This is a genomic window from Arthrobacter sp. BE255 (genome assembly GCF_031457335.1).
Lineage (GTDB): Bacteria > Actinomycetota > Actinomycetes > Actinomycetales > Micrococcaceae > Arthrobacter.
Genome location: NZ_JAVDWK010000003.1, coordinates 99,895 through 116,489, shown reverse-complemented (window position 1 = coordinate 116,489; position 16,595 = coordinate 99,895). Strand labels below are relative to the sequence as shown.

Below are 16,595 nucleotides of genomic sequence, written 5' to 3'. Positions count from 1 at the left end.
CTTGGTGCGGCCGGCGCAGGGTGGTCGCCGGTAGCGGGCAGGCCAGCTGCGTTGTCCGCTGCGACAATACAGCCAGGCCAAATCGCTTGTTTAACGTTAAACATGTTTATCGTTAAACAGACACGATAGTGCCGCAGGCCACACTGGTCAAGGCTCGATTGGGGCGGTCTTCCAAGATGACTTGTCTTTGTGGTCAAGAAATTCACGCCCGTAGGTTCAAGATCGGCGCCTGGACACTTTCCTTTGACGTCACGAAGAGTCCGGAGGAAGATGGCAACATGGATTTTAACGCTAAAACATCTTTGGGGGCCGGCTCCGGCCGGGATGAGGGCACTCGGAGCAAGCCCCGGTCATCGCGGCCCACGATGGCCATGGTTGCCGAGCGGGTCGGGGTCTCGACGCAGACAGTCTCCTTCGCGCTGAGCTCCCCCGGCAGGCTCAGCCCCACTACCTTGCGCAAGGTCCTCAAGGCGGTCGATGAGCTGGGCTATCGACCGAACCAGGCTGCCCGATCACTCAGGTCCCGTTCCCCGCAAGCTCTCGGCTTCCGGCTATACCCTGCGGATCGGGACGTAGGCGGTGTGATGGCGAGCTACCTCTATGAGCTCTCGGCGGCCGCGCGTAAGGAAGGTTACGGCGTCTTCTCTTACGCGGCCGAGACCTACGAGGAAGAGACCCAGATCATCGAGGAGACGTTCCGTCGGAATACTGTCGACTGCTTCGTGATCACCTGCCCGTCCTCCGACGACCTGCCACTCCCGCTTTTCCTGCTCGAGCGCCAGATTCCATTCGTCGTGTTCGGACGGCCCTGGGGCTTGCCCATGTCGGACTGCTGGTGGGTGGATGTCGATGGGGCTGCCGGTCTCGAGCAGGCGGTGAACCACATGGTCGAGCTCGGCCACCGACGCATCGCCTACCTCGGCTGGGAGAAATCGGCCGGCCTGGCCGAGGATCGCGAGTCCGGCTGGCAGCGCGCCATGGGCTCGCACGGTCTGCCCACGCGCGGGATGATTGTGCGCGGCCCGGACGACGTTGAGACCGCGCGCCGGGCAGCCGGGGAACTACTCGACCGGAAGACACCGCCGACAGGGATCGTCTGTCCAAGCGACACCGTTGCAATCGGCGCACTGCGCGCGTGCCAGGAACGAGGACTCGAACCAGGCCGCGACGTCGGCATCACCGGCTACGACGACAGCCTCGGTGCCCGCGTCGTCACGCCCGGGCTGACAAGCATCGCGCAGCCATTGGAAACCGCCGCGAAGCACACCGTCCGCCTGCTGCTGGACCTGCTCAACAGCCCGGACAGCAAACCCGAACAGGTGCTGCTGCGGCCTTCACTCGTCGTACGCGAGAGCACGATGCCACGCTGACACCCAGGGGCACGGGGCCCGTTTCTTCGGCCGCCTTGGCCGACCTTCCTCGGCAGCGGCTTGCCGTGGCCGCCAGACGGCGGTCGAGACGCGGAGCTTCGCGTTCGACGATCCGGACACTGGGGAGACCAGACAGTGGCGAGTTTCTCCAAGAGCGCCCTGCGTTGCCGGAACGGCAGACCGCGGGCGTCATGTCCGGCAACGCACAGCACGTGTAAGGCTGCGAAGTTCAGGCGGCCGCCGAATTTCTGGTGCGGCGGCCTGCAGCCCCGGAAGCGAAGCTCCGACGGTATCCCTTATTCGGGACTAGACATGGATTCAGCGTAAGACTCAGAAAATGTCGATGAACCTGTATTCAGCTACCTACCCAGTTGACAGAGTGCAGTGAAGATAACCGTCCCATTTGGGTTCAAAACACATTTCACCGGACATGGCATTCGCCGACGGGAGTACTTTGACGGCTTTAGCCAGCGCGACGTTGATCGGTGGGCGAAGCGCTGAGGGTATCCCTTATGCGGGACTAGACATGGATTCAGCATAGGACCGAGAAAATTTCGATGAACCTGTTCGGCTAGATGCCCGTTGACAGAATCCAGTGAATGAAACCGTCCCACTGGGGTTCGTACAGTCCTCCGCCGGAAACACGCCGGGCTTGAGGATGGCTTTTACTGCCTTGGCCATAGTCAGAGAGAGGGGTAGTCGAAGACCCGGCGGCAGGGCGGACAATCCGATCAAACGGCTGCTTGTCCTCAACGGATATCCGCCCGACAAACAGCCGGAGGCCATCAAGCTGGCCATGGAACAAATGGAGTCCATGGCGCCGCGGTTCGCTGAGGCGCGGGCGTAGCAAAGTGCAGACGCGTGTCTCAAAACCTCTGGGACAGTGAAATACCGTAATGTTGCGACAACCGCGGCCATGGGGGCCAGCAAAACGTGAAAGGCCGGGAACTCAATGACCACTCCACCAGCTGGTTGGTATGACGATCAAACGACTCTTGGGCGCCAACGCTGGTTTGACGGAACACAGTGGACCGACCATTTCCAGAGTGCTCCCGCAGTGACCGCCCCGCCGCTCTATCCTGCTCAGCAGTGGCAGCAGCCTCATCACAGCATGGGGCCGATGACCTCCTCGAATCTGAATGTGGTCCGCGAGGTTGTCTACAACCGTCAGCAAACCCCGCATAGTGTGACGGCGTGGGCCTTAATCTCACTTTTCACCGGCGGCATCGGGCTCATTTGGGTCGCCTACTACTCGCTGAGTCCCAACCACTACTGGAAGGCCTGACGAACGTGAGGTAGCCTGCCCGCGGCCGGCTGAACGTGCCATGGCCGCTGATGGCGACTGTTGGGAGAACCTCCTCGACGATCCGTTCCTCCTGAGAGAGAACTGTTTTTCCAACTACGCGTCCTGTCAAAAGGAATCATCATGACTGAAAAGCCGCTATTGGTGGACCGAGCACGCGATTGGATCGCAAAGGCCCGTTCGCTTCACCACCGACAGCTCACCAAGCAACGCAGGGTGCGGCGCCTTGGAAATTCCCGTCTGACATTCACCACAGGCCAGGCCATAACCACTTCGAGTTCATTTTTTGTTGCCGGTTCAACGCAGTCAGCAGGCCTACCAGACTGGGCATTCTGGGGTGTCTTGATCGGGGGCGTCTTGGGAGGCAAGTACCTGTTCCCCGTCCCGAACAGTAGTATCGCCAGCCGAAGAGGCCCTGCCGATGTTGTCCCCAAGAACGTTTCGGAACTCGACAACATGGTTCCAGAGGAAATCCGGGCCTACGAAAACAACATGGTACTAAAGTACCGTCTCACAGAACCAAAAGGGCTGGGCACAGCGCTGGCACTGCAGCGCCAGCAGGAGGCGGTACGGACAGCTGAGGAGGCCGCTGGCCTAGCCACTGGAAGCATGAACGGACTGTCATTTGTTGACGCCCACAACTTCAGCGCCACTGCTGCAAAGCATGAGCTTCTCCGGCGCCGCTGGCTGGCCTACGAGGTCGACCCGAAACTACAGTTCGATTTTCCGGAGATGTCCGATGTTGCTTTCCCTGCTACCGCGGCCATGTTTGAGGCCATGCGGAAAGCCGAGCAGACAAAGGCGGAATGCAACACGGCAAACTACTGGTCCGCCGTGGCGGCGTTCGGCTGGGCCCTGACGGTGGCCGAGGCCGCCGCCGGAGTGCCATAGAAGTAGGCCACGGGCCAAGTGCACTCATGTTCAGGACGACGCAGCTTCTTGCCCTCGATGAGCATGTTTCAGTGCCCTAATAGCCGCAGGGCGTCACTCAATTCGGTACTTGGTCATGCCCAGCCGAGATCGGCCAAAACGTGCGCCCAAGGAATATTGTCGCCGTCTTCATCCATGGCGATATCGAATGCGGCAATGTCGTCGCGCTCCTCCAGGGCATCACGCATCTGATCAGAGCATCGCCGGTAACGTCGGAGCCGAGACGGCGAGCGGTGTTAGACCGAGCCAACCAGTCGCCGCCCCGCATTGGACGGATAAGTTGGCGTCGTGCCGACCTAAGTACGCTCGCCGATGGCGCGGCCAGCGTTACAGGATCTGAGAACCAGCAATGCCCAGCGTCTTCAAAGCGCCGGGCATTACGTGGATGGGCGTTGGTTTCGCAGAGCTGAACCAACGCAAAACAGAGAGACTAGAAGTCCCAGTCCTCATCTTCGGTGTTGACGGCCTTGCCGATCACGTAACTAGAACCTGACCCGGAGAAGAAGTCGTGGTTCTCGTCGGCGTTCGGGGACAGTGCCGAGAGGATGGCCGGGTTCACGTCCGTGACGGACGCCGGGAACATGGCCTCGTAGCCCAGGTTCATCAGGGCCTTGTTGGCGTTGTAGTGCAGGAACTTCTTGACGTCCTCGGCCAGTCCGACGGAGTCGTAGAGGTCGTGCGTGTACTGCACTTCGTTTTCGTACAGCTCGAAGAGCAGCTCGAACGTGTAGTCCTTGATCTCCTGCTTCCGCTCCTCGGAGAGACCTTCCAGGCCCTTCTGGAACTTGTAGCCGATGTAGTAGCCGTGCACGGCCTCGTCGCGGATGATCAGGCGGATCAGGTCGGCCGTGTTCGTCAGCTTGGCACGTGAGGACCAGTACATGGGCAGGTAGAAGCCAGAATAGAACAGGAAGCTCTCCAGCAGCGTCGAGGCCACCTTGCGCTTCAGCGGGTCGTCGCCTTGGTAGTAGTCCATGACGATCTGGGCCTTCTTCTGAAGGTTCTGATTCTCGGTGGACCAGCGGAATGCCTCGTCGATCTCCTTGGTGGAGGCCAGCGTGGAGAAGATCGAGGAGTAGCTCTTGGCATGCACGGACTCCATGAACGCGATGTTCGTGTAGACGGCTTCCTCATGCGGGGTGAGCGCATCCGGGATCAGCGAAACAGCGCCAACAGTGCCCTGGATGGTGTCCAGCAGCGTCAGACCGGTGAACACGCGCATGGTGAGCTGCTGCTCGTCCGGGGTCAGTGTGGCCCACGACTGCACGTCGTTGGACAGCGGGATCTTCTCCGGCAGCCAGAAGTTGTTGACCAGGCGGTTCCAGACGTCCACGTCCTTGTCGTCCTGGATGCGGTTCCAGTTGATGGCCTCGACGTGGCTCAGCAGCTTGACTTTCTCAGTCATGTCTTTTCTCTCTCCTCGACCTTACGGGTTTCCCCGAAGGCTAGCTGAGGCTGGGCCGGCGCCGATCTTTCGATTGACGCCGGTCCAGCCAAGGCCATCCGTTACTTCGATTCCTTCACCGTTGTTTTCGGATGCTTATCTGCGTACTTGGGTGTTACATACTGCCCAGTTCCGGCATCGCGGTACTTGGGCGGGTTCTTCTTACCAGCCACTGTATTCACCTCCTCACGGGATCTACGTCCCGGAAGGAGGATCGTCGACAGACGACCGACAACTCCTGTAAACTCAACAGTCCAAGGCAATCACTTTGGAACCGTCTCGTTACCGGGACGAATTGAGGAGTCATGTTAGAGCATGGCTCCTCAAGCTTTTAAGTGTCATTCCATTTACTTGAAACGTCAACTAAAGCATGCAAGAGACGCAGTTGTCCACCTCCGTCCCTTCCAGCGCGAGCTGGCGGAGACGGATGTAGTAGATGGTCTTGATGCCCTTCTTCCAGGCGTAGATCTGGGCCCGGTTGATGTCGCGCGTAGTGGCGGTGTCCTTGAAGAACAGCGTCAGGGACAGGCCCTGGTCCACGTGCTGGGTGGCAGCGGCGTAGGTGTCGATGACCTTCTCGTAGCCGAGCTCGTACGCGTCCTGGTAGTACTCCAGGTTGTCGTTGGTCAGGTACGGCGCCGGGTAGTACACGCGGCCCAGCTTGCCTTCCTTGCGGATCTCGATCTTGGACGCCACCGGGTGGATCGAGGAGGTGGAGTTGTTGATGTAGGAGATCGAGCCCGTCGGCGGGACGGCCTGCAGGTTCTGGTTGTAGATGCCGTGCTCCATGACGGAAGCCTTCAGCTCGCGCCAGTCATCCTGCGTGGGGATGTGGATGTTCTTGAACAGCTCCGCAACCTTCGCGGTCTGCGGCACCCATTCCTGCTCGGTGTACTTGTCGAAGAACTCGCCCGAGGCGTACTTGGACTTCTCGAACCCGCCGAAAGTCTGCCCGGTCTGGATTGCCAGAAGGTTGGAGGCGCGGACCGCGTGGAACACCACCGAGTAGAAGTAGATGTTGGTGAAGTCCAGGCCCTCTTCGGAGCCGTAGTGGACCCGCTCGCGCGCCAGGTAGCCGTGCAGGTTCATCTGGCCCAGGCCGATGGCGTGGCTCTGGTCGTTGCCGCGGGCGATGGACGGCACCGAGGTGATGTTGGACATGTCCGACACCGCCGAGAGGGACCGGATGGCCGTCTCAATGGTCAGGCCGAAGTCCGGGCTGTCCATGGTCTTGGCGATGTTCAGCGAGCCCAGGTTGCAGGAGATGTCCTTGCCGGTCTCGTCGTAGGACAGGTCGTCGTGGTACGTGGTGGGCTGGGAGACCTGGAGGATCTCGGAGCACAGGTTGGACATGATGATCTTGCCGTCGATCGGGTTGGCCCGGTTCACGGTGTCCTCGAACATGATGTACGGGTAGCCAGATTCGAACTGGATCTCGGCGAGGGTCTGGAAGAACTCGCGCGCCTTGATCTTGGTCTTCTTGATCCGGGAATCGTCCACCATCTCGTAGTACTTCTCGGTGACCGAGACGTCGGAGAACGGCATGCCGTAGACGCGTTCGACGTCGTACGGCGAGAACAGGTACATGTCCTCGTCCTTCTTGGCCAGCTCGAACGTGATGTCCGGGATGACAACGCCCAGCGAGAGGGTCTTGATGCGGATTTTCTCGTCCGCGTTCTCGCGCTTGGTGTCCAGGAAACGGTAGATGTCCGGGTGGTGTGCGTGCAGGTACACCGCACCGGCACCCTGGCGGGCACCGAGCTGGTTGGCGTAGGAGAAGCTGTCCTCGAGGAGCTTCATCACGGGGATGACACCGGAGGACTGGTTCTCGATCTGCTTGATCGGGGCGCCGACTTCGCGGATGTTGGTCAGCGCGAACGCCACGCCGCCGCCGCGCTTGGACAGCTGCAGCGCGGAGTTGATGGACCGGCCGATCGACTCCATGTTGTCTTCGATGCGCAGCAGGAAGCAGGAGACCAGCTCGCCGCGCTGGCGCTTGCCGGCGTTCAGGAACGTGGGAGTGGCCGGCTGGAAGCGGCCTTCGATGATCTCGTCCACCATCTGCAGGGCGAGCTGCTCGTCGCCGCGGGCCAGGTGCAGGGCAACCATGCAGACGCGGTCCTCGTAGCGCTCCAGGAAACGCTTGCCGTCGAACGTCTTCAGCGTGTAGGAGGTGTAGAACTTGAACGCGCCGAGGAAGGTTTCGAAGCGGAACTTCTTCTTGTACGCGCGGTTGAAGAGTTCGCGGATGAAGTTCATCGTGTACTGGTCGAGGGTTTCGCGCTCGTAGTACTGGTTCTTCACCAGGTAGTCGAGCTTCTCTTCCAGGTCGTGGAAGAACACGGTGTTGTTGTTCACGTGCTGCAGGAAGTACTGGTGCGCGGCCTCGCGGTCAGCCTCGAACTGGATCTCGCCGTTGGGGCCGTACAGGTTCAGCATCGCGTTCAGCTCGTGATAGCCCAGCCCCTTGTAGGCGGCCGGCATCTCGGGCTTTTCGACGGCGGCGCCCGCGCGGGTGCCCTGGCCTTCGGCCCTGGTTACTTCTGTATCTGCGACAGTCGTGTCCAAAACGTGTCCAATCCATTGTTGACGCGGGCAACGTCGTCTGGCGTGCCCATAAGTTCGAAGCGGTAAAGCCTGGGGACCTTGCATTTGGCGGCGATGATGTCCGCAGCCATGCAGTAGTGGTCCCCGAAGTTTGTGTTGCCTGCACCGATGACGCCGCGGATCAGTTTCCTGTTCTGCGGGTTGTTCAGAAAGCGGATGACCTGTTTGGGCACCGATCCCTCGCCGCCGGTGCCGCCGTACGTCGGCAGCACCAGCACAAACGGCCTGGTGGCGAGAAGGGGTGCGTCCTTCGGGTAAAGCGGGATCCGTGCCAGCTCGCGGCCGAGCTTCGCAACGAAGCGGCTGGTGTTCTCGGAGGTGGAGGAAAAATAGATGAGCTGGCTCTGCGTGGTGACCGGCTCCGGCGGAACCGCCTGGGCCTCACCGGCGCCATCCCGGCCGGCGCGCTGAGCCGCGTCAACAGGATTGTCGGTTTCACCACTCGCTGTGAAGGAAGCCCCGGCTGTTGCCAGTGCCACGGGAGTCACCTCAGCTGCATCGAAGGTTGCCTGACGGCAGGAAAAATGAGGCCCTAGGCCACGGAGGAAACGGCGGAGAGTGCCAGTTCCTCGATCTTGTCCGGGCGGAAGCCTGACCAGTGGTCCTGGTCGGTGACCACAACAGGAGCCTGCATGTAGCCCAGCGCCTTCAGGCGCTCGAGGGCCTCGGCGTCCTGGGAGATGTCCACGCTCTGGTAGGTAATGCCCTTCTTATCCAGTGCACGGTACGTTGCGTTGCACTGAACACAAGCCGGCTTTGTGTAAACCGTAACGGTCATGGTCCCTGTCCCCTTTGTCGAAATATCGCTCTTCATAGGCGGGCCGTTCCGAACTGGAATCCATGTCCGTTACTGCCCTGGCCTGCATGCCGCTTCCGCGGCCCGTCTACAGTTTGATGTCCTGCGCTGGTGTCCCGCTCAAGCTGTATGTAGATACTACATGTAGTGCAGAGGGCTCTCTGGAACCCCAAGATGATGTATTACAAGTATGTCATTTAATGCACTTTTAATCCACAGGCAAGCCCCCGCAAAATGTCCGGAAATCCGCTGATTTCAGGGACGAAATCCACACCCTGTGGAGTACTTAGCCACAATTAACCGTCAGCGTGTCGCTCCGTGGACGGCGTGTCGCGCCTGGTGCCGGGGACCCCATATGTTGTGTCCGGCACACAAAAAGGGGTCCCGAAGTGACCTTCGGAACCCCTCAAGGTGATCAATCCCACGGACAATTGGGCAGCGTCCGCGCGATGACCCAAAAACTAGAGTTGCGCCTCCCGGCGGTCCAGCACAATCTGCTGCACGTCCAGGTAGCCCGACTGGAAGCCTGCCCGCGAGTAGCACAGGTAGAAGAGCCACATCCGCTGGAACACCGCGTCAAATCCCAGCTCGCCCACTTCAGGCGACCGGGCAATAAACCGCTCCTCCCAGAGCCGCAGGGTTGCCGCGTAGTGATCGCCCATGCCCATGCGTTCCCGGACACGGAGCGTGGTGTGCTGCTGCGTCACGCCCTCAATGGCGCGTACCGACGGCAGGAACCCGCCCGGGAAGATGTACTTGTGGACCCAGGTGTAGGCGTTCCGGGTTGCAAGCATGCGCCCGTGCGGCATGGTGATGGCCTGGATGGCCACCTTGCCGCCGGGGGCAAGGACACGGTCGATCGTCTGGAAGTAGATCGGCCAGTACTCGTAGCCCACGGCCTCGACCATCTCAACGGACACAACGGCGTCGAATTCCCCCTCCACGGCCCGGTAGTCCTGCAGTGCCACCGTCACCCGGTCCGCGTAGCCTGCGGCAGCGATCCGCTCCTGGGCCAGGGCCTGCTGCTCGCTGGAAAGGGTGACGCTGTACACGGTGGCGCCGCGCGCCGCAGCCCGCAGGGCCAACTCGCCCCAACCCGTGCCGATTTCCAGCACACGCGTTCCGTCGGCCACGCCGGCCTTGTCCAGCAGCCTGTCGATCTTGGCCCGCTGTGCTTCCGCCAGGGACTCCCACGGCACGGACGTCAGGGCCCCGGCATCCGCCGGGAACAGCGCCGACGAGTAGCTCATGGTGCCGTCCAGGAAGTTCGAGAACAGCTCGTTGGAGAGGTCGTAGTGCCGCGAGATGTTGCTGCGGGTGTTCTGTTCGTCGTTGCGCTCCTGCCGCGGCGTCCGTGGCAGGTACAGGGTCCGGAGCTTCTGCAAAGGTGTGGGGATCAGCGTGTCCACGGACGCCGCGAAAACCTCCAGCACACATGCAAGATCAGAGGCCTCCCAGTCCCCGGCCATAAACGACTCCCCCAGGCCGATCAGTCCGTTGTCCCCGATCCGCGCCTCGAATGCGTCGGGCCTGACCATGGTCATGACGGGTGCTTCCGGGCCGCCGGTGCCAAGGACCGAACCGTCCGGGTAGGACACCCGCAGGGGCAGCCGGCGGACGGCCGCCTTGAACAGCAGTCCCGCGGCCTTGCCCGCCACCAGCGCCTTGGTGCCCGACGGCGCGTGGGCAACACCGGGCCAGACGTCAGGATCGATCGTGGCAGGCGCTGCCGGTACCCCGGCACCGTTCCAGTCCGTCACCGGGTGCCGGGTGCCTGGCTTCGCAGTGGCAACCTCCGCGGCTGCAGCTGTTCCGTTCTCATCGGTCATTGTCATTGGACTGCCTCCTGTGAGGGGTGATGTGGCTTTTTGACGACGGGCAGGCGTTTTGCCCAGAGTTTAACGCCCTGGATTCTGATCAGGGCGGATACCAGCAGCGGCGCGGCCGGGACGGCCACTGCCGCTGCGAGGATGTTCCTGATGGTGGCCGGATGCCGTTCACCATCCATGGTGGCGATGAACGGCCGGTGTCCGTCCCGCTCCAGCACGATCGACACAGCCAGCCGCTCATCCGGTGCGGGCAGCTTCATCCGGTACTGCCCGTCAAGGTCGTTGAACGGTGAAACATAGAAGGCCTTGGGAACGCTGGCGCGCCCGGACAGATCGGTTTCCAGGAGGTAGCAGTGGCGTTCGCCGTAAGTGTTGTGGACTTCGGCGACTACACACTGCAGGTCCCCGGACTGCCGGTAGCACCAGAACAGCGTGAGGGGGTTGAAGACATGGCCGAAGACCCGGGCGCTGGCCAGCATCCGGATGGCCCCGCCGTCGGGCTCCATTCCCCGTGTCCGCAGGAACCGCTCAACATTGGCGCGGATGGTTGCCGACGGGTTTCCCAGATGGTCGCCGGCACGGAACTCCGCCAGCGGCCGCATCAGCAGCGGCAGGCGCGGCAGCCGGTCGACGTCAACGAACCAGCTGTAGCTGCGGTACGTGAAGGCGTTCTTGAGCGGGGTCTGCCGCACGTGGGAAATCGAGGTGCGGTAGATGGCTGCAGTGGAACTCATGTGCCCTCCACAGCCGCCAGCAGTTCCGGCTCCGCCGCCGTACCGGGCACAGCCCAGGTCCGGCCCAGGCTTGCGGCGGCGCGCACACCGGACAGTGCACCGTCCTCGTGGAAGCCCCAGCCGAGGTAGGCTCCGGCGAACGCCACACGGTGGTCGCTGAGGGCGGCGATGCGCTGCTGTGCGTGCAGCGAGTCGGGGGTGTACTGGGGGTGTTCGTACACCATCCGTTCCAGGACCTTGTCATCGGCGATGAGTTCGGACTCCCCCAGGCTGACCAGGTAGGGCCGTCCGTCTGCGGGTTCTAGCCGCTGGAGCCGGGTGAGGTCGTAGCTGACCAGGACCTTGTCCGGACGGGCGTCGCAACCGGGGAGCCGGTAGTTCCAGGACGCCTTGGCGTTGGCCGCGGCGGGAAGGACGGCTGGGTCGCGGTGGAAGACGGTGTGGTTGACGGAGTAGGGCATGCCGCCCAGCGCCGCCTTCTCGTCCGGGGTGGCGTCAGCAAGGAAGCCGAGGGCCTGTGCCGGGTGCGTGGCGATCACCACGGCGTCGAAGTTTTCCACGCCGTCCGCTGTGCCGACCTCTACGCCGCCGGCGTGACGGCGGACAGCTGTCACCGGTGTGCCAAGCCGGATGTCCGTCAATGTTGCCGCGAGCTTCTCCACGTACCTCACCGAACCGCCCGTGACCGTACGCCACGGGGGCGAACCCTTGACGCCCAGCATGCCGTGGTGCCCCAGGAAGGTAAACAGATACCGTGCCGGGTAGGACAGGGCAGTGGTGGGGTCGCAGGACCAGACGGCGCTGACCACAGGGGTCATGAAGTGCGAGATGAAGTAGGGGCTGAAGCGCTCCCGCTCCAGGAACTCGCCAAGGGTCGGCTCCGGAGCGGCGGCCTTGGGGTCAACGGACGACGCCGGCACCTCCTGGATCAGCGCCCGGGCCCGGCGGTAGAAGCGCATGACTTCGACCAGCATCCGGAGGTAGCGTCCACGCAGCAGGCTCGACGGGCGCGCGATGATGCCGCGGGCGCCGTCGCGCGCCCCGGCGTATTCCAGCCCGCAGCCGTCACAGCGGACGGACATGCTCATTTCGGAATCCTGCGTTTCCACGCCCAGCTCGGCGAACAGCCGCAGCAGTGTGGGATAGGTCCGTTCGTTATGGACGATGAAGCCGGTGTCTATCCCCAGGGCAGGGCCGTTCTGCTGGGGCACGCTGTGCGTATGTGCGTGGCCGCCCAGCCGGGTATCCGCTTCGAAGAGGGTGACGCTGTCATGCCGGTTGAGGACATAAGCCGCCGTGAGTCCGGCCACGCCGCTGCCGACGACCGCCACGCGGCGGCCCGTGCTCCCGGCGTTTTTCCCTGGGATTGACACTGATCTGCTCCTGTTACTCGGACTCGTTCTGCGTTTTTTGCGAACTTTCTAGGGGCAATTCGTCACCGTGGCGCCTCCGGATGAGTGCTTTCCCAAGAATCTTTGCTGATCCCGATTCTCCAGTGCGGGCGGGCGGGGACCGGCGCGACATACCGGCGGTGATTGTTCGTGTGCCAGAATGAAGCGGCCGCCCAGACCCTGACCACCCCGGTCCGCCCGGCCCTGACCTGAAGGACAGCGTTGGTAAATCCGGTTCACCTGAAGACACTCCTCGAAGTGACGCGGCTCGGCTCGTTTGCGTCCGCCGCCGCACGCCTGGGCTACACGGCATCAGCGGTGTCCCAGCAGATGTCCGCCCTTGAACGGGACACGGGTGTGGTTCTTTTCGAGCGCTCAGCCCGCAGTGTGGTTCCCACCGAAGCCGCGGTGGTGATGACCCGGCACGCCGCCAAGGTGCTGACGGACATCGAGGCGCTGATGGCCGCCGCGTCGAAAACACAGGACAGCACCAGCCAGGAACTGCGGCTGGGGATCTTTCCCAGCCTGGCCACCTACGTCCTGCCGCGGATCCTTAAGAACCCTGCGTGGAAGAACCTGGGAATCGACCTGCGGGTCTCCGTGGCCGAACCGTCCCAGACCATCCAGGGACTGCGCACGGGCGGGGAGCTGGACGTGGCGCTGGTCTTCCAGGTGGGCCAGTCCGGGCTCGCCTGGCCGCACACCATCAACCGGCAGTGGATCGGGGACGACAACTTCCGCGTTGTGCTGCCTGCCGGCTGGGGGTTCCGCTCCGACGCCAAGGTGGCCGCGGACCACTTGTCCGAGATGCCGTGGATCATGCACCATCCCGGATCCCCCGACGCCATGGTGATCGAACGGCTCTTCGCGAGCTGCAACCTGCACCCGCGCGTCGTGGCCTACAGCGACGATTTCCACGCCAGCCTGGAGATGGCGGCCGCCGGACTGGGCGCCGCACTGGTGCCTGAGCTCGCGCTGCGGCACCGGCCGGCCGGGGTGGTGGTGCTGGATGTTCCGGAGATCAGGCTGGCCCGCAATGTTTTCGCGCTCCTGATCAACGAGAAGAAAACGGCACGCGTGCAGCTGTTCGTCGACCTGCTGGCCGAAACATTCGCAGGCTTGGGGACAACAGGCAATTAGAGCCGAATGCTTGGAACCGACCGCTTGACGGGTCTATGTTGAAGATATGAACAGGGTAGCGAGCCAGCACTTTGGAGAAATCGAGCTCAACCACGGCGAGGATCACAACATCGCCGCCAAACATGAGCTTGGTGGTACCACTCTGGAACTCGACCTGAACATCAACGCGCATGACCATTTTGACGAAGCGGCCATGCACAAGGTGGACTACCGGCTCCGCTACCTCCCCGAACTCGTTGACGAGGTCCGGGACATGATCGCCGAAGAACTGGAGCAGGAGGGCACCAGCCCGCAGGAGTATCTCCGCTTCCACTGCAACGCCCTCAAGGATGAACACCTCAAGAAGGTCTTCGGCGTCGAGGACCGCAGCGAACTGACCAACGCAGTGTTCCTCAAGGCCCTGAAACTCGGCCATGTCGGCATCTATCCCGGCCAGCCCGAACGCTACTTCGTCCTCGATTTCACGCTGGGCTCGCACTTCACGGACGAGGTCCTGGTGGTGTCCGCGGATGAGGACGGCGTGGTTGACGACGAAATCCTCTGGGAATCCTGAACCAAATCAACTTAAAGCACGACGGCGGCCCCTCACGTTGGTGAGGGGCCGCCCGTTCGCTCGCTTCTCAAGGTCCGGTGCGCTGAGCGCACCGGACCTTGAGTCTCTGCGAGCTCTCTTAGCTCTGTTCGGTTACTTGGCGGATTCCAGCAGGCCGGCGCGGACCGTCCTGGTGGCCTTGACCAGGTTGCGCAGGGACTCCTCGGTCTCGGCGTAGCCGCGGGTCTTCAGGCCGCAGTCCGGGTTGACCCAGAGCTGGCGGGACGGGACGTGCTTGACAGCGGTGCTGAGCAGCTCGGTGACTTCCTGCTCGCCCGGGACGCGCGGCGAGTGGATGTCGTAGACGCCCGGGCCCACGCCGCGGCCGAAGCCGTGGGACTCGAGGTCGTGGACAACCTCCATGCGGGAACGTGCGGCCTCGATGGAGGTCACGTCGGCGTCCAGTCCGTCGATGGCGTCGATGATGGCGCCGAATTCGGAGTAGCACAGGTGGGTGTGGATCTGGGTGGCGTCTGCAGCACCTGCGGTGGAGAGGCGGAACGAGTTCACGGACCAGTCCAGGTAGGAGGCCTGGTCCGCCTTGCGCAGCGGCAGGAGCTCGCGGAGGGCGGGCTCGTCCACCTGGATGACCTTGATGCCGGCAGCTTCGAGGTCGGCGATCTCGTCGCGCAGTGCCAGGCCAACCTGGTTGGCGGTCTCGCCCAGCGGCTGGTCGTCGCGGACAAAGGACCAGGCCAGGATGGTGACCGGGCCGGTGAGCATGCCCTTCATCGGCTTGTTGGTCAGGGACTGTGCGTACTTGGCCCACTCAACGGTGATGGGGGCGCTGCGGGTGACGTCGCCCCAGAGGATGGACGGACGGGTGCAGCGGGAGCCGTAGGACTGGACCCAGCCGTGGACCGTGACGTCGAAGCCTTCGAGGTTCTCGGCGAAGTACTGGACCATGTCGTTGCGCTCGGGCTCGCCGTGCACCAGGACGTCGTAGCCGAGCTCTTCCTGCAGCTCCACAACGCGCTTGATCTCATCCTTCATGAGCTGCTCGTACTGCTCGTTGGTGAGGTCGCCCTTGTTGTTGCGGGCACGGGCCGAACGGATTTCCGACGTCTGCGGGAAGGAGCCGATGGTGGTGGTGGGCAGCGGCGGCAGGTGCAGTGCCTCTTCCTGGGCGGCTTCACGGACCGAGTACTCGGAGCGGTTGAAGTCGGCCGGGGTCAGGGCGGCGGTGCGGGCCCGGACGTCGGCGCGCTGGACGCCTTCGGCAGCGGCGCGGGAGGCGATGATGCGGGTGGCCTCGTCGATGGCAGGCTGAACGGCAGCGGCATCGGTCAGGACGCCGGCGAGGGTGACAACTTCAACAGCCTTCTGGTCGGCGAAGGCCAGCCAGCTGCGGAGCTGCTCAGACAGCTGTACCTCCTCTTCGACGTCATGCGGGACGTGCTGGGTGGACGTGGAGGTGCTGATGGCCAGCTTGGCCACGGACTTCTTGAGCTCGGCGATCTTGTCCGCAGAAGCCTGCAGGTCGTTCCGCCAGATGTTGTGGCCGTCCACGACGCCGGCGACCAGAGTTTTGTTGCCCAGGGCGGCCAGTGCTGCTGCGGAGGGGACGGAGCCCTTGAAGACGTCGACGTGCAGGGCGTCGATGTTGGTGGCTGCGAGGGTTCCGAGCTGGCCGTTCAGCGCACCGTACGGGGTGGAGACGAACAGCTGCGGACGGGCGGCAACAGCCGACAGGACCTCGTAGCTGCGGGCGACGGCGGCCTGGATCTCCTCGGCGGAGGTGTCCTGGTCCACAACCAGAGCGGGCTCGTCCAGCTGGACCCAGCTGGCACCGGCTGCGGCCAGCTTCTCCAGCAGGGCGGCGTAGACCGGCAGGACGTCCTCGAGTCGGGACAGCGGGCTGAAGCCGGCGGGGGCGTCGTCGGAGGCCTTGCTCAGGAGCAGGAAGGTGACCGGACCCACGATGTAGGGGCGGGTTTCCACGCCGTTGGCGAGGGCGTACTCGAATTCCTCAACGATGCGGTTGGAGGTCAGCGCGAAGTTGGTCTCCGGGCCGATTTCCGGCACGAGGTAGTGGTAGTTGGTGTCGAACCACTTGGTCATTTCCAGCGGCTGCTCGTCCTTGTTGCCGCGGGCCAGGGTGAAGTAGCCGTCGATGCCGAGCTGGCCTTCGGCGTTGAGCAGGTTGCCGAAGCGGGCCGGCACGGCACCAATGTGGGCGGCGGCGTCGAGGACCTGGTCGTAGTAGGAGAAGGTGCCCGGTACGGCGGCGGCTTCGGTCAGCCCCAGGCCCTGCAGGCGCTTGGCGGTGCCCAGCTGGATCTCCTTGGCGGCGGCGTCAAGGGCTGCGGCGTCGATCTTGCCGGCCCAGTAGGCCTCAATGGCCTTCTTCAGTTCGCGGCGGCGGCCGATACGCGGGTAGCCGAGGATCGAGGCAGCGGGAAACGGGGCGTTAAATTCAGTCATGGAAGATTCCTTGAAGTGGTGAGACGGTTCGGAAG

At 63.0% G+C, this 16,595-nt stretch carries 13 protein-coding genes and 2 pseudogenes; 7 read left to right on the top strand and 8 right to left on the bottom strand.

The features are described from left to right. Nucleotides 1-176 precede the first annotated feature (176 nt). The 5 genes and pseudogenes from J2X42_RS23360 to J2X42_RS06865 form a co-directional block, all read left to right on the top strand. A pseudogene (locus J2X42_RS23360) lies at nt 177-488 on the top strand (LacI family DNA-binding transcriptional regulator); the annotation flags it as partial. 96 nt (nt 489-584) lie between these two features. Beyond that, the gene (locus tag J2X42_RS06880) at nt 585-1,370 is read left to right on the top strand and encodes a substrate-binding domain-containing protein (protein ID WP_310163552.1); all 786 of its coding nucleotides are present in this window, start codon (nt 585-587) and stop codon (nt 1,368-1,370) included. Between the two features lie 730 nt (nt 1,371-2,100). Further along, a pseudogene (locus J2X42_RS23355) lies at nt 2,101-2,217 on the top strand (type I restriction enzyme endonuclease domain-containing protein); the annotation flags it as partial. A 105-nt stretch (nt 2,218-2,322) separates the two neighbouring features. Beyond that, complete coding sequence (locus J2X42_RS06870) at nt 2,323-2,655, top strand: DUF2510 domain-containing protein (RefSeq protein WP_310163547.1); 333 nt, start codon at nt 2,323-2,325, stop codon at nt 2,653-2,655. A 141-nt stretch (nt 2,656-2,796) separates the two neighbouring features. Next, nucleotides 2,797-3,564: a hypothetical protein gene (locus J2X42_RS06865; RefSeq protein ID WP_310163544.1), complete on the top strand. Its 768-nt coding sequence runs from the start codon at nt 2,797-2,799 to the stop codon at nt 3,562-3,564. Nucleotides 3,565-4,033: 469 nt separating this feature from the next. On the opposite strand, the gene nrdF is transcribed toward J2X42_RS06865, so the two are convergent. The 7 genes from nrdF to J2X42_RS06830 form a co-directional block, all read right to left on the bottom strand. Continuing rightward, nucleotides 4,034-5,008, bottom strand: coding sequence for a class 1b ribonucleoside-diphosphate reductase subunit beta (nrdF, locus tag J2X42_RS06860; RefSeq protein ID WP_310163541.1), 975 nt, complete (start codon nt 5,006-5,008; stop codon nt 4,034-4,036). Nucleotides 5,009-5,410: 402 nt separating this feature from the next. Then, complete coding sequence (gene nrdE / locus J2X42_RS06855) at nt 5,411-7,531, bottom strand: class 1b ribonucleoside-diphosphate reductase subunit alpha (RefSeq protein ID WP_310164283.1); 2,121 nt, start codon at nt 7,529-7,531, stop codon at nt 5,411-5,413. Between the two features lie 53 nt (nt 7,532-7,584). Further along, nucleotides 7,585-7,989 carry a class Ib ribonucleoside-diphosphate reductase assembly flavoprotein NrdI gene (gene nrdI / locus J2X42_RS06850; RefSeq protein WP_310164281.1) on the bottom strand — a complete coding sequence of 135 codons (405 nt, stop codon included), beginning with the start codon at nt 7,987-7,989 and terminating at the stop codon, nt 7,585-7,587. A 197-nt stretch (nt 7,990-8,186) separates the two neighbouring features. Next, complete coding sequence (gene nrdH / locus J2X42_RS06845) at nt 8,187-8,432, bottom strand: glutaredoxin-like protein NrdH (protein ID WP_013601222.1); 246 nt, start codon at nt 8,430-8,432, stop codon at nt 8,187-8,189. A 479-nt stretch (nt 8,433-8,911) separates the two neighbouring features. Further along, on the bottom strand, nt 8,912-10,285 hold the full coding sequence (locus J2X42_RS06840) for a cyclopropane-fatty-acyl-phospholipid synthase family protein (RefSeq protein ID WP_310163535.1): 1,374 nt from the start codon (nt 10,283-10,285) through the stop codon (nt 8,912-8,914). Further along, nucleotides 10,282-11,013: a DUF1365 domain-containing protein gene (locus J2X42_RS06835; protein ID WP_310163534.1), complete on the bottom strand. Its 732-nt coding sequence runs from the start codon at nt 11,011-11,013 to the stop codon at nt 10,282-10,284. Before J2X42_RS06835 ends, J2X42_RS06840 begins: the two co-directional genes overlap by 4 nt. After that, nucleotides 11,010-12,386, bottom strand: coding sequence for an FAD-dependent oxidoreductase (locus J2X42_RS06830; RefSeq protein ID WP_310163533.1), 1,377 nt, complete (start codon nt 12,384-12,386; stop codon nt 11,010-11,012). The genes J2X42_RS06835 and J2X42_RS06830 overlap by 4 nt, the downstream gene beginning before the upstream one ends. A 240-nt stretch (nt 12,387-12,626) precedes the next feature. On the opposite strand from J2X42_RS06830, the gene J2X42_RS06825 reads away from it, so the two are divergent. Both J2X42_RS06825 and J2X42_RS06820 read left to right on the top strand, forming a co-directional pair. After that, nucleotides 12,627-13,544 carry a LysR family transcriptional regulator gene (locus tag J2X42_RS06825; RefSeq protein ID WP_310163531.1) on the top strand — a complete coding sequence of 306 codons (918 nt, stop codon included), beginning with the start codon at nt 12,627-12,629 and terminating at the stop codon, nt 13,542-13,544. Nucleotides 13,545-13,590: 46 nt separating this feature from the next. Next, on the top strand, nt 13,591-14,097 hold the full coding sequence (locus tag J2X42_RS06820; RefSeq protein ID WP_131133166.1) for a DUF2004 domain-containing protein: 507 nt from the start codon (nt 13,591-13,593) through the stop codon (nt 14,095-14,097). Between the two features lie 132 nt (nt 14,098-14,229). Here J2X42_RS06820 and metE read toward each other — a convergent pair whose 3' ends face one another. Next, nucleotides 14,230-16,560, bottom strand: coding sequence for a 5-methyltetrahydropteroyltriglutamate--homocysteine S-methyltransferase (metE, locus tag J2X42_RS06815; protein ID WP_310163527.1), 2,331 nt, complete (start codon nt 16,558-16,560; stop codon nt 14,230-14,232). Between the last annotated feature and the right edge of the window lie 35 nt (nt 16,561-16,595).